The organism is Vibrio rarus (genome assembly GCF_024347075.1).
GTDB classification, from domain to species: domain Bacteria; phylum Pseudomonadota; class Gammaproteobacteria; order Enterobacterales; family Vibrionaceae; genus Vibrio; species Vibrio rarus.
This window is the reverse complement of sequence record NZ_AP024901.1, coordinates 491,513-506,450: the sequence shown is the minus strand read 5'-3', so window position 1 is coordinate 506,450 and position 14,938 is coordinate 491,513. Positions and strand designations below refer to the sequence as shown.

General features: G+C 45.6%; 14 protein-coding genes. 5 read left to right on the top strand and 9 right to left on the bottom strand.

From position 1 onward, the window contains the following. The first annotated feature begins 112 nt into the window (after positions 1-112). Positions 113-1,468 (top strand): alpha-amylase family protein, encoded by a 1,356-nt coding sequence (locus OCU56_RS15290; protein ID WP_261875583.1) that lies wholly within the window; start codon positions 113-115, stop codon positions 1,466-1,468. An 84-nt stretch (positions 1,469-1,552) separates the two neighbouring features. On the opposite strand, the gene OCU56_RS15285 is transcribed toward OCU56_RS15290, so the two are convergent. The 6 genes from OCU56_RS15285 to nhaD all read right to left on the bottom strand — a co-directional run bounded on the left by OCU56_RS15285 (position 1,553) and on the right by nhaD (position 6,651). Further along, positions 1,553-1,990 (bottom strand): copper chaperone PCu(A)C, encoded by a 438-nt coding sequence (locus tag OCU56_RS15285; protein WP_261874828.1) that lies wholly within the window; start codon positions 1,988-1,990, stop codon positions 1,553-1,555. Beyond that, positions 1,987-2,592, bottom strand: a complete 606-nt coding sequence (locus tag OCU56_RS15280) for an SCO family protein (RefSeq protein WP_261874827.1) — start codon at positions 2,590-2,592, stop codon at positions 1,987-1,989. Before OCU56_RS15280 ends, OCU56_RS15285 begins: the two co-directional genes overlap by 4 nt. Continuing rightward, entirely contained in the window at positions 2,589-3,014 is a 426-nt protein-coding gene (locus tag OCU56_RS15275; RefSeq protein ID WP_261875576.1) for a hypothetical protein, read from the bottom strand. Before OCU56_RS15275 ends, OCU56_RS15280 begins: the two co-directional genes overlap by 4 nt. Next, positions 3,014-3,928 carry a DUF368 domain-containing protein gene (locus OCU56_RS15270; protein ID WP_261875575.1) on the bottom strand — a complete coding sequence of 305 codons (915 nt, stop codon included), beginning with the start codon at positions 3,926-3,928 and terminating at the stop codon, positions 3,014-3,016. The genes OCU56_RS15275 and OCU56_RS15270 overlap by 1 nt, the downstream gene beginning before the upstream one ends. A gap of 97 nt (positions 3,929-4,025) precedes the next feature. Then, positions 4,026-5,132, bottom strand: a complete 1,107-nt coding sequence (locus OCU56_RS15265; protein ID WP_261875574.1) for a M20/M25/M40 family metallo-hydrolase — start codon at positions 5,130-5,132, stop codon at positions 4,026-4,028. Positions 5,133-5,220: 88 nt separating this feature from the next. Further along, complete coding sequence (gene nhaD, locus OCU56_RS15260) at positions 5,221-6,651, bottom strand: sodium:proton antiporter NhaD (protein ID WP_261875582.1); 1,431 nt, start codon at positions 6,649-6,651, stop codon at positions 5,221-5,223. 270 nt (positions 6,652-6,921) lie between these two features. Between nhaD and OCU56_RS15255 the strand changes: the two genes are divergently transcribed. Genes OCU56_RS15255 through OCU56_RS15245 form a run of 3 tightly spaced genes read left to right on the top strand, consistent with a single transcriptional unit; the run spans position 6,922 to position 10,705 of the window. After that, positions 6,922-7,566 carry an NAD(P)H-dependent oxidoreductase gene (locus OCU56_RS15255; protein ID WP_390904882.1) on the top strand — a complete coding sequence of 215 codons (645 nt, stop codon included), beginning with the start codon at positions 6,922-6,924 and terminating at the stop codon, positions 7,564-7,566. Positions 7,567-7,601: 35 nt separating this feature from the next. Then, the gene (locus OCU56_RS15250; protein WP_261875573.1) at positions 7,602-9,530 is read left to right on the top strand and encodes a monovalent cation:proton antiporter-2 (CPA2) family protein; all 1,929 of its coding nucleotides are present in this window, start codon (positions 7,602-7,604) and stop codon (positions 9,528-9,530) included. Continuing rightward, positions 9,527-10,705: an MFS transporter gene (locus tag OCU56_RS15245; RefSeq protein WP_261875572.1), complete on the top strand. Its 1,179-nt coding sequence runs from the start codon at positions 9,527-9,529 to the stop codon at positions 10,703-10,705. Before OCU56_RS15250 ends, OCU56_RS15245 begins: the two co-directional genes overlap by 4 nt. Positions 10,706-10,886: 181 nt before the next feature. Here OCU56_RS15245 and OCU56_RS15240 read toward each other — a convergent pair whose 3' ends face one another. Both OCU56_RS15240 and OCU56_RS15235 read right to left on the bottom strand, forming a co-directional pair. Further along, positions 10,887-12,017, bottom strand: coding sequence for an HlyD family secretion protein (locus OCU56_RS15240; RefSeq protein WP_261875571.1), 1,131 nt, complete (start codon positions 12,015-12,017; stop codon positions 10,887-10,889). Next, positions 12,017-12,403 carry a DUF3302 domain-containing protein gene (locus OCU56_RS15235; protein WP_261875570.1) on the bottom strand — a complete coding sequence of 129 codons (387 nt, stop codon included), beginning with the start codon at positions 12,401-12,403 and terminating at the stop codon, positions 12,017-12,019. Before OCU56_RS15235 ends, OCU56_RS15240 begins: the two co-directional genes overlap by 1 nt. Before the next feature lie 130 nt (positions 12,404-12,533). On the opposite strand from OCU56_RS15235, the gene OCU56_RS15230 reads away from it, so the two are divergent. Then, positions 12,534-13,424: a DMT family transporter gene (locus OCU56_RS15230; protein WP_261875569.1), complete on the top strand. Its 891-nt coding sequence runs from the start codon at positions 12,534-12,536 to the stop codon at positions 13,422-13,424. Between the two features lie 62 nt (positions 13,425-13,486). Here OCU56_RS15230 and OCU56_RS15225 read toward each other — a convergent pair whose 3' ends face one another. Next, positions 13,487-14,932: a hypothetical protein gene (locus OCU56_RS15225; RefSeq protein ID WP_261875568.1), complete on the bottom strand. Its 1,446-nt coding sequence runs from the start codon at positions 14,930-14,932 to the stop codon at positions 13,487-13,489. Between the last annotated feature and the right edge of the window lie 6 nt (positions 14,933-14,938).

Here is a 14,938-nt window from a genome sequence, read left to right as displayed (position 1 = left end):
TTATGCTAGGGAGGATTTTGCTATTGGCATATATCTTGTAGGGTATCCCTACTGGCTAAAAAAGCCGCCCAAGTGGTAAAGGTGTTGTATGCGAGATCTCATGACTTTAACTATGGATAGTGTAAGGGCGACGGATGTGATTCTACATGCGTTTGATTGGCCCTATAAAGAGGTAGCAGAGAAAGCTCTGCAAATGAGCCAGTTAGGCTACAAAGCGGTGTTAGTCTCACCGCCAATGAAGTCGTTACAGCATGAAAAAGGCACGGCGTGGTGGCAACGATATCAACCGCAAGATTATCGAATTATTGATAATCAGCTAGGTAATACTCATGATTTTAAAGCCATGATTGAATGTTTGCAGGCCGTGGGCATTCGGCTATATATCGATGTGGTCTTTAACCATATGGCGAATGAGTCGGACCGTCGTAGGGATCTGCAATACCCCAGTCAATGTGAGTTGGAAAAGTACGCCAAGCATATGGAATACTATCAATCATTAGCCTTGTTTGGGGATTTGAGCCAGCCCTTATTTACCGAAAACGATTTTGTTGAAGCCTTTGATATCAAAGATTGGCGAGACAAATGGCAAGTGCAAAACGGCAGGATCAGCGACGGCGCCCATGATCCCGGATTGCCCACATTACGAGATTGTGAACATGTAGTGCAGCAGCAGCAGTCCTATCTGTTAGCGATGAAAGCGCTGGGAGTGAAAGGCTTTCGCATTGATGCAGCAAAGCATATTTCTATCGAGCAGTTACGTAAAGTTTGGACACGAGACATCACCGAAGGGGTGCACATTTTTGGTGAAATTATTACCGACGGTGGTGCAACCAAACAAGAGTATGAACTCTTTCTAAAGCCCTATCTAAGAAAAACCAAATTAGGGGCCTACGACTTCCCGCTCTTTAACACCGTATTGCATGCGTTAAAACCTGAAGGGCGCATGTCGGCTCTGATTGATCCATACAATGTGGGTGAGGCGTTGAAACGACAAAGAGCCATTACCTTCGTTGTGACTCATGATATTCCTAATAATGATGTCTTTCATGGGCTTATTATGGCGCAAGCGTCAGAGTGGTTAGGTTATTGCTATATTTTGTGCCGAGATGGTGGCGTACCTTTGGTGTATACCGACTTAAATCCGAGTGCTATTACCGATGATCAAGGTCAGCCTCGCTGGATGAACGCTTGGAGCGATCCTCGAATGAAAGTATTGATTGATTTTCATAACTTTGTTCACGGCTTACTGATGCAGGTGTTGGAAGTGAGTGATGATCATTTACTGTTTAGTCGCGGAGACCGTGGCTTAGTGGCGATCAATAAAGGCTCTACCGCCAAGGTGATTCGTTTGCGCTGGAATAAGGATATGTTTGATTTGGTCCAGCAACAGCGCCATTTATCCACTGAAGGGTACCTAGAGTGGGAAGTTGCCGCCAAGAGTTACACTTGCTTGATTAGCCCTAGCTAAGTGCAAGTGCTACTTGTGCCCGTAGACGCTGAGTATTGGCAGCGTTTACGGACAAAAAGATAACAGGGAGAGACCATCGCCAGATTAATGCTTCATCATCTTCATTTTTTTTACCGGTACAGAGAGGTTTAACACTCGGCCACTATCAAAAGTGAGGGTCAGTGGCACAATCATCCCTTCTTTAAGAGGTTCTTTGAGACCAAACAACATGACGTGCAATCCATGGGGTTTCAGGACCGTTTTGCTTTTGGCTGGCACGTTAATACGTTGTAGCTTACGCATTTTCATGATGCCATCTTGCATGGCGTGGGTATGTAATTCCGTGACTTGCGCCATAGGCGTGACGGCTGAAATAAGCGCACGATCATGTGTCGTTGGGTTGTCAATGGTGAGGAATATCGCGCTGGTGGTTGAGGTGGGTGGCGTCTCCTTAGCAAAGGCATCGGACACTTCAATCAAATTATGCGCGTAGACAAACGGTGACAGCAGAACAAGGATTAAGGCAGTAAAACGGGTGATCATAGTCGGGTCTCTTTAGTTATGGTGTTTATAGTTTGGATGAGAGGAGCCGGAGTCAGAGTATGGGGGACTTTAGCGAGCTCGCTTCCATTGGGTGATAGAAAGTAGAAATAAGAATTATGGTCAAGGGTGTATTTCAGCGCAGAATCTTCCAATTCAGTCTTGATATAAATGACCCCATATTTATTCGCCAGCGCTTCTAGGGTAGCGGGATCGGCTCGGTAGCCTTCAAAATTATCGTGGAAGTATTGAGCGTATTGATGAACGTCGTCACCTGAGTCTCTTTGTGGATCTAAGGTCACTAATATAGGACGAATTTGGCGTAAAGTGTCCTCAGGTAACTGGTTGAGCGCCGCCCCAAGCATCGCTAAAGAGGTGGGGCAGACATCGGGACAACGGGTGAAACCAAAATAAACCACGTTGATGCGCGGATCATCGGCATTAAACAAAGGCACTGTGTGTCCATTCACTCCGCTGACCATAGGCTGGTTAGCATAGTGGTTTTGTTGGGCGGTTTGTTTTTGCTTGTGATTGTCAATAAAGGCTTTGACCCCAAAACCTAACCCTGCGGCAATGATTAGGGAAAGCATCCAGCTTCTACTCATTTTTGCATCCTTACTGAAATAGGTAGCGCGTCGTTTTGTGATCGGATAGAACCAATCCACGTCATGGCGTTACTATGGCAAACGGGCAACAGTAACTGACCGGCAAATGATCCGTCGTCTTGCTTGGCCAGTACAAATTTGGCGGTACCCATAGACATTTCTTTGCCTTCCAATTCGACCCAGATTTGTGCTTGCGGGTGAGAAGGCCATTGAACGTGGATGTCCACGGGCTGCATGGGAGAAACGACATCTTCAGCTATGGTGATGGTGGCATTGTTGATGTTGCAGGGTTGCGTTGACAATTGACAGTAGTGAGTAGCGTCAAGGTCGGTAGGTGTTTGCAGAGCGTGGTAGATGTCGTTGGCAAAAAAGCCTAAACCCAGAGCGAGGAGCACGGTTAGGCTTTTAATCATTTTGGTCATTATTTATCTTCGGCGAATTTTTCCAAAGCTAATACTAAACCAATTGCAAGTAACATCATGACAATAGCAACCACAAGTTGTGATGATGCCCCTGTTATCAATTCAAAATTGTGAGGTAGAAGGTTGTGCTGAAGGAGTGGAACTTGTTCGCCACTGGAGTTGACACGCCAAGTAAGCGTTTGTTTCCAAGGCCAAATTTTTGGCAATGTGCCAACCATTAATCCCACCAAAAACATAAAGGTGACATCTCTAAACCGCTTAAGCAACCAAGAAAGTAGGTGCGAAAAACTGAGCAAACCGCACAGGCACCCGCCCATGAATAAGATCAGAAAACCAATATCAAGTCCTTTTAAGGCGCCTAATACAGGGCTGTACATGCCAATCAATAATAAAATAAAGCTTCCTGAAATACCGGGTAATATCATCGCACAAATGGCGATAGCGCCGGACAACATGATATTGATGGCAGTGGGCTCTAAATGCAGCGGGTTTAGCACCGTAATGGCATAAGCCAAGGCGACGCCCAGAGCAAGACTTAACCAGCGGCTCAATGAGAAGGAGTGGACTTGTCGCATTATGTGCCAAACAGAGACCAATATTAAGCCAAAGAAAAAAGACCACAATGGCACAGGGTGGGTGACTAACAACCAAGAAAGTAGCTTTGCTAAGGTCAACAAACTGGTAAAGATCCCCGCAAATAAGGAGAGCAAAAACAGCCCATTAATATGCTCAAAAGCCCCTTTAAGACCTCGTTCACGAATCACTTGTATAAGAGAAGGATTAACCCGTCGAATGCTTTCTAGCAAGGTGTCGTAAATACCAGTAATAAAGGCAATGGTACCACCAGAAACGCCAGGCACGACGTCAGCGGCCCCCATAGCCATTCCCTTAAGGAAATTAATGAAGTAATTCATAGAGTTAGATTTAATGCTTAATGTATGTGTAGGCTATTGTAAGGGAAATGCCAGATGGGGGGAAGTGAGAAGAGAGGGGCGAGGGCCCCTCGGTTATTTACGCCCCTAAATACCCCACCAACACTTGACTGATTTTACGCATGTCGTCAATGGCAATGTACTCTTCTGTGGTGTGTACCTTAGCCATGCCAGTGGATAGGTTGACGATAGTCAGCCCTTTTTCGGCAAAGACATTTGCATCACTGCCGCCTCCGGTTGAGGTGACGATGGGTTGGATATCTAATTCAGTAAAGACGTTCTTCACGGATTGAATATGCGGATGAGATTCGTCGATTTGAAACGGGTTATAGGCGCGAGAGGATTCGATATGAATCTGCGCACCATGTTTTTCTGCGGCCGCTTCAAAAGTGGCCACCATGTGAGCGGCTTGCTCGGCCAATTTTGTTTCGTCTAAAGAGCGGGCTTCTGCTTCAAGATAAAGACTTGGCATGACAATATTGGTGGCTTGGCCACCTTTGACCACACCAATATTGGCTGTGGTTTCAGCGTCGATGCGCGATAGTTTCATATTGGAGATAGCGTCTGCGGCCACCGTTAGGGCGTTAATGCCTTGCTCTGGGGCCAAGCCTGCGTGCGCAGGTTTGCCGGTAATGGTGACTTTTAGGTTTTGTTGTCCGGGCGCGACTGCAATGATAGTGCCGATGGGGCCACCAGAGTCGAGTACGATACCTGTTTTAGATTCGATTTTAGTGCAATCAAACAGTTTTGAGCCCTTTAAGCCTCCTTCTTCAAAGACAGTGAAGGCAATTTCAATGGTTTTGTGAGGGAGGGCATTGTTTTTAAGGGTGTGCACCGCTTCAATAATGGCCGCAATACCGGATTTATCATCGCCACCGAGAATCGTCTCTCCTTGGGAAGTGATAATGCCATCATGGATCACCGGTGTAATACCATTGCCCGGGGTGACGGTGTCCATATGACAACTCAGTACAACACTACCGTCTAAAGTGCCGGGTAACTTGGCGTAAATATTAAAGCCATTAGATAAAGAGTCAGGAACCGCTAAGCGCTCCACATCAAACCCCAACTGCTGCAGTTGGGATTCAATGTCGATGGCGACGTTTCTCTCGTTACCCGATTCGCTATCAATTTTTACTAAGTGTATAAAGTTATCGACTAAACGATGTTGATCTATCTGTGTCATGTGTCTACTTCATATTGATTTATAATGCAGCTAGTTACACATATCGCGTGCCACATTTTGTTGATTTAAATCAATTTTCACGACGATTTTAGAATAGGTGTCCGTTAATCCAAAGGTGCGTGACGATACTGGCTGCGTAGCCGAGTGCAATCACCGGCATCCATTTTAGATGACCAAAGAAGGTGTATTTACCATGGGCGGCGCCCATTAACGCCACACCTGCCGCAGAGCCAATAGACAATAAACTGCCCCCAACACCGGCGGTTAAAGTGACTAATAACCAGTTCCCCATAGAGAGTTCCGGCTGCATGGTCAAAATGGCGAACATCACCGGGATGTTGTCTACTAGTGCGGAGAGTACGCCCACCATAACGTTGGCCCAAATAGGATCCCACTGGGTGTACATAATTTCAGATACGAGCCCCAGGTAGCCTAATAAACTTAACCCCCCAACGCACATAACAACGCCGTAGAAGAACAACAGCGTATCCCACTCGGCATGGGAGACACGTCTAAATACATCAAAAGGCACCACAGAGCCTAAACGTTTAAGGGCTTTTTTATCGTCCTCTGCTTCTGCTCGAGCTCTTTTCTTCGCCAAAGAGGTCGGCAGGGTTTTGCGCAGATAAAATCCAAAAAATTGCAGGTATGCAAGACCCATCATCATGCCGATAACTGGCGGGAAGTGCAGTAATCCATGGAAGCCCACGGCGGTGGCGATGGTAAGAATGAACAAGCAAACAATTCTACGCGCGCCGCGTTTGAGCTCAACGTGTTCATGTACCGCGTCTGGGTTGGTTTTCGGCACAAATAGCGCCATGATCATTGCCGGTACAATATAGTTCACCACCGATGGGGTAAAGAGCGTCAAGAATTCCATAAATTGGACATGCCCTGCCTGCCATACCATCAGTGTCGTAATGTCACCAAACGGGCTGAATGCTCCGCCGGCGTTGGCGGCGATGACGATATTGACACAGGCTAAGTTAATAAACTTTATGTTTGAGCCACCCACTTTCATTACCACAGCACACATGAGTAGCGCCGTTGTCAGGTTGTCGGCAATGGGAGAAATAAAGAACGATAAAATACCGGTAATCCAAAACAGTGAACGCAGATTAAAGCCTTTACCTACCATCCATGCTTGCAGTGCATCAAATAGACGTCGCTCTTCCATGGCGTTGATATAGGTCATGGCGACCAGCAAAAACAGCAATAACTCTGAATATTCTAACAGGTTATGATCTAAGGCTGACTTAGCAAGATCTATGTGTCCGAGGCGCTGAAAACTAAAGCCAATCAAGATCCAGATAAGTCCGGCGGCTAACAGCACCGGTTTGGATTTTCGAAGTTTTAGCACCTCTTCTCCCATGACCAAGCAGTAGGCCAATACAAAAATAATCACAGCGGCATAGCCCACGCCAGATTGGGTAAAATCGGGCATGCTTACATTGGAATGTGAGGAAGACGCCAGTGCCACAGGGGATAGCAATAAGGTGATTAGCATCAAGCCAACCATAGACGAGAAAGATTTCACTGCGACTCCTTGTAGACAATAAATCAAATTAAGAGCAGGGACGCTATTTTCAATGTGCGCACGAGAAATAGCGAACTTTTGCATACAAATATTCAACAAATATAACAATTCTATGGCGTAACTAACCCATATTGAGTCGAATGCTTGAACTGAGTCACTGTTTATGCGGTTTTATCTTTTTCGACCAAGCTTGTTTATTCCTGATTTTACTATTAATTTTAACAAATTAACCGTGATGCAGTGAGGCGTATTATGAGTGACGAAACCGACTACCCAGTAATGAAGGGTGTTGCTAAACGGGTATTGCTGTTATTTGCCCATCCTTCTCAATCTCGCTCAGAGGTGAACGGTCAGTTGTTTGATGTGGCAAAGAGCATCGCAGGGGTTACCTGTGTGGATCTCTACCATGATTACCCTAAATTCAACATCGATATTGATAGAGAGCAACAAAGACTGATGGACCATGACGTCATTATTTTTCAGTTTCCTCTGTATTGGTATTCCACCCCGGCAATTTTAAAAGAGTGGCAAGATTTAGTACTGGAATATGGATTTGCTTATGGGCATGAAGGGTGCGCTTTACACGGTAAATCTTTTTTATGCGCCATTACCGCCGGAGGGCGAGAAGAGGCGTATCAAAGTCAGGGTTATAACCACTTCACCATTCGAGAGCTTTTGCATCCAATTGAACAAACCGCGGCCTTAACGGGCTTGCAGTTTTGGGCCCCTTTTGTGCTGTTTAATTCACGTACCGCCATAGAGCAAGGACGCCTTACGGTGCATTTACAACATTGGGAGGCTCTGTTGCACGGCATCGTCGCGGATAAGGTCGATACTCAATTGGCGCAATCGTTACCACAATTAAGCGGTAATTTATCCGCAATATTGCCTCAATAGCAGAGCATGAACAGTCTTAACTACGGAGCATTGCAATGACCGACTACTTTTTACAAGCCTTCATCTATTTAGTGGCGGCGGTGATTGCCGTGCCCATTGCCAAGCGTCTTGGCTTAGGGTCGGTACTGGGGTATTTGATTGCCGGAGTGATCATTGGACCGGTGACGGGCTTGGTTGGGGAGGAAACCACCACCATACAACACTTTGCTGAGTTTGGTGTGGTGATGATGCTGTTTTTAGTGGGCCTTGAACTGGAACCTAAGATGTTATGGGGGATGCGCAACCGTTTGTTGGGGCTCGGGGGATTTCAGGTGCTGGGTACGGCCAGCATAGTGATGGGCATAGCCTACGCTTGCGCGGTGCAATGGCAGGTGGCCTTGGCGATAGGCTTGATATTTTCTCTCTCCTCCACGGCCATTGTGCTACAAACTTTCAATGAAAAAGGATTGAGTAAAACTCAAGGAGGGCAAAACGCTTTTTCTGTATTGCTGTTTCAAGACATTGCCGTTATTCCGATGTTGGCCTTTATACCGTTATTGGCCCTACCAGAATTAATTGAGCAAGCGCAATGGGCGGTGACCGAGCACAGTGAACACCATCCACCATTGAGTTTAGTGGCAGGCTTACCCGGTTGGGCATATGGTTTAGTAATTACCGCTTCCATTGCTGTGGTGGTCGTAGGTGGGCATTATGCCAGTCGTCCTCTATTTCGCTTTGTGGCCGCTTCAGGCTTACGTGAGATCTTTACTGCAACGGCATTGATGTTGGTTATTGGTATTGCCGCGTTGATGGGGTTGGTAGGGTTATCTCCTGCATTAGGCACCTTTTTAGCGGGCGTGGTGCTTGCAAACAGCGAGTTTCGACATGAGCTTGAATCCAATATTGAGCCGTTTAAAGGCTTATTATTAGGATTGTTTTTTATTACGGTTGGCGCGGGAATCGATTTCAGTATTTTGTCTCATCAACTGCTACTGATTATTGGGCTGACACTGGGTTTAATGTTGCTTAAAGGCGTAGTGCTGTGGTGTCTGGCCATCTGTTTTAAAATAAAAGGCACCAATCGTTGGTTGTTTGCTCTCAGTTTGGCTCAAGCCGGGGAGTTTGGCTTTGTGTTGCTAAGTTTTACGGTGCAAAACAATGTGCTACCCAGTGACATTGCCACAATCTTATCCCTAGTGGTTGCCTTGTCTATGTTTTTAACTCCGGGGCTGTTTATCTTATTCGATAAGGTCATTGTGCCTCACTATGAAAAGCAAAATAATGCCACCACAGAAGCGGATGTCATTGATGAACAAGGGACCGTTATCATCGCAGGGGTGGGCCGGTTTGGACAAATCGTTAACCGATTATTGGTGAATAATGGCGTGAAAACCGTAGTACTGGATCACCAAGCTACGCAAGTGGAAAATTTACGCAAAATAGGCACAAAAACCTTTTTTGGGGATGCCACCAAGCCAGATTTACTGCATACGGCAGGCATAGACAAAGCAAAAGCGCTCATTGTCGCCATCGATAACCAAGAAGCCTCATTGGAGATGGTTAAATACGTCAGGCATACCTACCCACAAGTAAAAGTGATTGCTCGTGCCTTTGATCGTGGCCACATCTATCAATTGCGTCAAGCGGGAGCACATCATATAGAAAGTGAGACATTCCATTCTGCCCTTGAGGTTGGAACGGTGGCTTTGCATTGTATGGGTTTTCATCCCTTTCAAATTGAACAACAACGTCATTCTTATATTTACGTAGAGAAACAGAGTTCAGATAGTTTGTATAATGCTTGGTTGGACGATTCTGAAAGTGAGCGATTTGATAATAACTTTATTAAATTGTTTATCGAGTTAGAAGATAAAATTCGAGATGCCATGAGCTCCGAACGCCATGACAGTAATTCGCGATCCGAGCGCGGCTGGACACCTCCGCCTAAGGGATACGCAGACCAATTTGAGGATAATGAGCAGTGACACAAGGTAAATCATGGCAAACCCCGCAGAATTTTTTAATTCTGATCTCGATTGTTGTGCCCGTTGCGTTTGCCAGTTGGATGGCACTATTAAATAATTTTGTGATTGAGAAAGCCCATTTTGATGGCGCTGATATAGGCTTGTTGCAGAGTGTTCGCGAAATTCCGGGTTTTTTAGCATTTAGCGTGGTGTTTGTGCTTTTGTTCATTAAAGAGCAAAAATTTATGCTGATCTCTTTAGTGATGCTGGGCTTAGGCACGTTATTGACCGGATTTTTCCCGAGTCTAACGGGCTTATTATTGACCACCTTATTGATGTCCAGCGGATTTCACTATTTTGAAACCCTCAAGCAATCTTTGTCGTTACAGTGGTTAACGAAAGAAGAAGCCCCAGAAATGCTTGGCAAGTTAATTGCGGTGGGCGCATTGGCGTCTTTGATCACCTATGGCGCTTTGTGGATCATGCTACAAGTGCTGAAATTGGACTATTCGTTGGTGTATGCCATAACGGGCGGCACTGCCATAGTGCTGGTGGCCGTGATGGCGCTGTGTTTTCCTCAGTTTAAAAGCGATACTGTGCAAACCAAAAAGCTAGTACTTAGAAAACGTTATTGGCTCTACTATGCCTTGACCTTTATGAGTGGTGCGCGTCGGCAGATATTTACCGTCTTTGCTGGATTTTTGATGGTCGAAAAGTTTGGTTATTCCGCAGCGGATATTGCGTTGTTGTTTTTAATTAACTATACGTTCAACTTCCTATTTGCAAAAAAAATTGGCCGTTTTATCGGTAAAATCGGTGAACGAAAATCGATGATGTTTGAATACATAGGATTAGTGTGTGTGTTTGTGGGTTATGCGGTGGTGAAATCTGCCCATTGGGCTGCCGCTTTATATGTGATTGACCACCTGTTTTTTGCTTTAGCTTTAGCCATTAAAACCTACTTTCAAAAAATTGCCGATCCTGCGGATATGGCTTCAACCGCTGGCGTCAGTTTCACCATCAATCACATTGCCGCCGTAGTGATCCCCGTTACCTTTGGCATGATATGGCTAACCTCACCTTCGTTAGTTTTTGTTATCGGCGCTGCAATGGCCGGTGTATCGCTGCTATTGTCATTAAATATCCCTTCTAAACCCAGCGAAGGTAATGAAGTTAGGGTGCTGAGTTGGGGTTAGGGGCCTAGAGTTTAGGACCTAGGTTGACCTATGGCTCTAGGGGGAGCTGAATTTTGATTTATCACTGTCAGTAACTGATCGACTTAGCCGGTTAAACGTGTTTTGCTGCGCTATTTTGACCATTTACTGACGGTGATTGATATTATAGAGCTCACCAGTCCTTTAGAGCCTAACTGACGAGTTAATGATCTAAGTACAAGTAATTTTGCCAACTTTTCATTCGAATTAGAATTTTACGCATGATGGATACGTGATGGAAGCTATCAGAATAGACGGCGACTTCAACAGAGGTACCTAATGGCAAATGGTACTCAGAGAGATCGTCGTTTATGCGTAACTTCACCAGAGCACGTCCTTGAGCATTGAGTGCTTGCGTGCCAAGTAAGCGCCCCGATGCTTGTATTTCACCTTCTGCCATGGCGGGAATCACATTGACCACTTCACCGCTAAAGACTTTTCCGGGTAGGCTTGGAAACATAAATTCTGCTGCAAAACCTGGAGCGAGACGTTGTAATGAGTTTTGCCTAAATGCGGCCACATAGTAATGCTCCTCGGCATGGATGAACACCATAGAGGGCGCTAATGGTAAGGGGACAGCCATTTGACCGGGACGCAAAATTAATTGGGTCACATAGCCATTGGTGGGGGCTCTGACTACGGTTTGGTCTAAGTTAAACTGCGCTTTTCTGACCTCCGCCATTAACCTGGCAACGGTGGTGTTTTCGCCATCGACTTCTGATTCAAAGGCAATACGTGCGCTGTTTTCCATTGCAATCTCAGCTTCGAGATCCGCTTGGGCCCCTCGAAGGTTTTGACGACGTGTATCTACTTGTTGTGCAGTAAAAGCGCCTTTCTTATATCCCGCATAATAGCGGTTAAACTCTCTTTTGATTCTATCTCGTGTGGCTTCTGCGCGAATGACTTCAGATTGCGCGGCTTTGTAAGTGGACTCCAGTTGATAAACCGCTTGAACAGCGGCTTCAAGATCCGCTTTTTTTCTAAGTAGCTCCGCTTCATAGGGATCCGATTCTATGCTAAATAGCGGTTCACCTTTGACGATGAAGGTATCTGGTTTGACATTCACCTCAATTACACGGCCTCGCACTGTCGGAACGACGGGGGTCGTGTTATAAACTTGGCGGCCTACTTGAGTAAATGGATGGTTGTAATTCATTAACAGGATCAGTGTACCTATGAGTACCACACCACCTAATACTGCGGTGGGAACCGACCACTTATTTAGTGGGATTTTAAATATTTTAAAGATGGCAACGCAGAAGGCGGTGTAGGTCAGTATGAGTAGTAAGTCCATTACGCATCTCCCTCACTGGTTTTTTGAGCAGGCGCTGTTGATGCTTGATGGCGTGTTTGTTCGAGATCAGCCACTTGTTTTGTTAAATCTTGTACTTGTTGGCTAAGTTGCGTCAAATCATGATGAAGATCGGATTGCTCTTGCTTAATTTGATTCATACCCCAACCACGGTCGTCACGCCACAATGTGGCCCATATCCATAAAAAAGGCCACAGAGTGTGCAGGGTAAAGAGACTGATCCATCCTGTGACATGAATGGCATCTTGATGAGGGTGGTTGCGCTTTTTTGCTATTTCATACGGAATATCATGAATGACAATGATTCCGTAAAAAAGAACAAGAGCAACAAATATGAGCAACCCTAAAGCAACGTAATCGAGAAACATGTTTCATCCTTGTAATGTTTGTTCGAATATTGTTGCTTTATCTTCCTGCTTTTTGTTAACGAATACAACTGTTTTATGGTGTGTAGAGGTGATTTATGTGCTTGTTTTGTAAAACTTTGAAGGGGCAAGTTTGACGTTTTTAGGTGAAGGGGCGGCATTGGGTGCCGCGTTAGTTTGGGCCATTGCGACTTGGATGTACGGTCAGTGCAGTCATCGTTTTAGTGCGTTACAGCTGAATATGATTAAAGGGGTGGTTGCCTCTGTCATGATGACAACGGTGTTATCTATTTTACCTGCACCGAGTCTGCATATTTCGCAACAACATGCGCTTATTTTGGGGGTGTCAGGGGTGATTGGTATCGCTGTTGGTGATAGCGCCTATTTTGCGGCGCTTAAGCGTATAGGGCCAAACAACACCTTGCTTTTAGAGTCATTAGCGCCGCCATTGTCGGGCTTACTTGCTTTGCTCTTTCTTGGGTTGGGATTAAGCCTGTTTAATTGGTTGGGGGTGTTAGTGACCACCATCGCCGTCACTGCAGTCGTGTTGCAACCATCATCAAGGCAAAACACCCTTTGTAAATCTGGGATTGCTTTTGGTTTATTGGCCAGTGTTTGCCAGGCCAGCGGTGTGGTCATTTCTCATTTTGCATTGGTGGCAGGTGATGTAAACCCATTACTGGGGGCATTAATTCGTTTATCCATTGGTGTGTTGTGCGTCGTTATTTTTGTTTCTTTAACCCAAGCTAAGCCTTTTAGCGCACTGTTTTCTTCTTGTAAATCCATGTCAAACTCCGATAAGTGTACGCTGCTGGCGGCTATTGTCGTGGGGACATTTTTAGCGTTATGGTTACAACAGGTTGCGGTTAAATATGCCAATCCAGCGATTGCCCAAACCTTAATTGCCACCAGTCCTTTATTTATGCTGGTGATCTATAAAATCAAAGGACAACGCATTTCAAGGCGCTCAATCGTTGGCACTCTAGTGGCCATTCTTGGTGTTGCCATGTTATTACTGGGCTAATATTCGCAATAGGGTGCCGTTGTTTATTACCGTTGTTTATTGCAATGGTTCATTGAAGCGGTTTATTGGAGCAGTTGTTCCAGTGATAAGGGTTTTTCTGAAATACCCGCTTTTACAGCAGGGGTTTCCCCCGGCTTATTTTGATGACAGAGGTTGTGCCACGCTCTGTAAATGTCGAGCAGTGGTAGTAAACCTTCAGGCCTTCTTTTTCTGCGCGGTTCATTGACACAGCTTTTAAACATAGCGTGAAAACGATCCATATATTGGCTGATCGGGCTGAGTTTAGGGAGTTGATGGGCTTGTTTTAGGCTCAGGTGTTGTTCCACTACTTGGCAAATGGCTCGTTGCTCGGCTTTACCTCTTAATCGCCACTGCTCTGATAGCGACCAAGGTTTATCATACTTATTTATCGATAAAACCTGCGGTTTGCTGCCAGCTTTGTGTTCGGACCACTGGGCATCATCCATTTGATATATAAGATCTAAGGCATTGTTGTGGCGTAAGCGTGGGGAGCCGTAAAGGGCCCCATTGGCCAGCATAGGTTCAAAAGGCATGCTAAAAACGACGTGCTCTTTATCATCCATCCATTGATCTAACTGCATAAAATGCGCCGTTGCACTATATAGCGGTGTCACCAGCAATGAAGTGACGGGGTAATTGAGCTGGGTTTTATTGTGTAAAGGATTACTACGATGACTTCTATTGTGGTGATTTACTCGCCATGCCTGAAGCACATCGATTAAGGCATGGCTCGCCGGATGAGAGGGAGCGGTATTGATGCTCGTTACTGTGTCCTTGGCTATCAATCGACGGCTATTGGCGCGGTTTTTGTGACTTAAATTGAATGTTTGCTGCGGCACATAGTGCGAATCGAGATCGGCACTGCATATCCATAACACACCATTGTCACTTTCAGGTTGTAGGTGACAATAGTCAGTACCCAACAACAAGCGTTTTGCTGAGTTGTGCCAATGATGGTCAAAGACGGTGGATTTTTGACGGCACATATTGGCCATGGATTTGAGATGGTCATTGAGTGTTTTAGCTTGTATTGTCAGCTTATCGGCCACCTCTTTTAAACTAAACCCCGTAAGAATTAACGCTAAAATGGTCACATGCACTTTTAGGTGTGGATTGGTGACTGAAAATCGGTCCACTAACGTTTTTTGGCACGCTTTGCAGCGATAGCGACGTTTATCGCCACTAAAACCGAATGCGTAATACTGCTCGGGATAGAGCTGAATATTGTGTCCAAGATTCGGGCATTTTTTGTTGCTACAAGAGGACAGGTTATGTTGGATGTATTCATCTTGGGAGCGGATTTCGTCACTGAGTTCATCGGGCCACATAATGGGGGAGATGCGATGGCAACGAATACAGGCAATTTGAGGATTACGGCGATCTTTAGCCATGGAGTAATCAGTGGCATTGACCGAACCAAACGCTGAGCAGGCCGGGTTGGTACAAAAATTTAATGCCAATAAGGGGGCGGAGATGCTTTCAGACACGGCGTC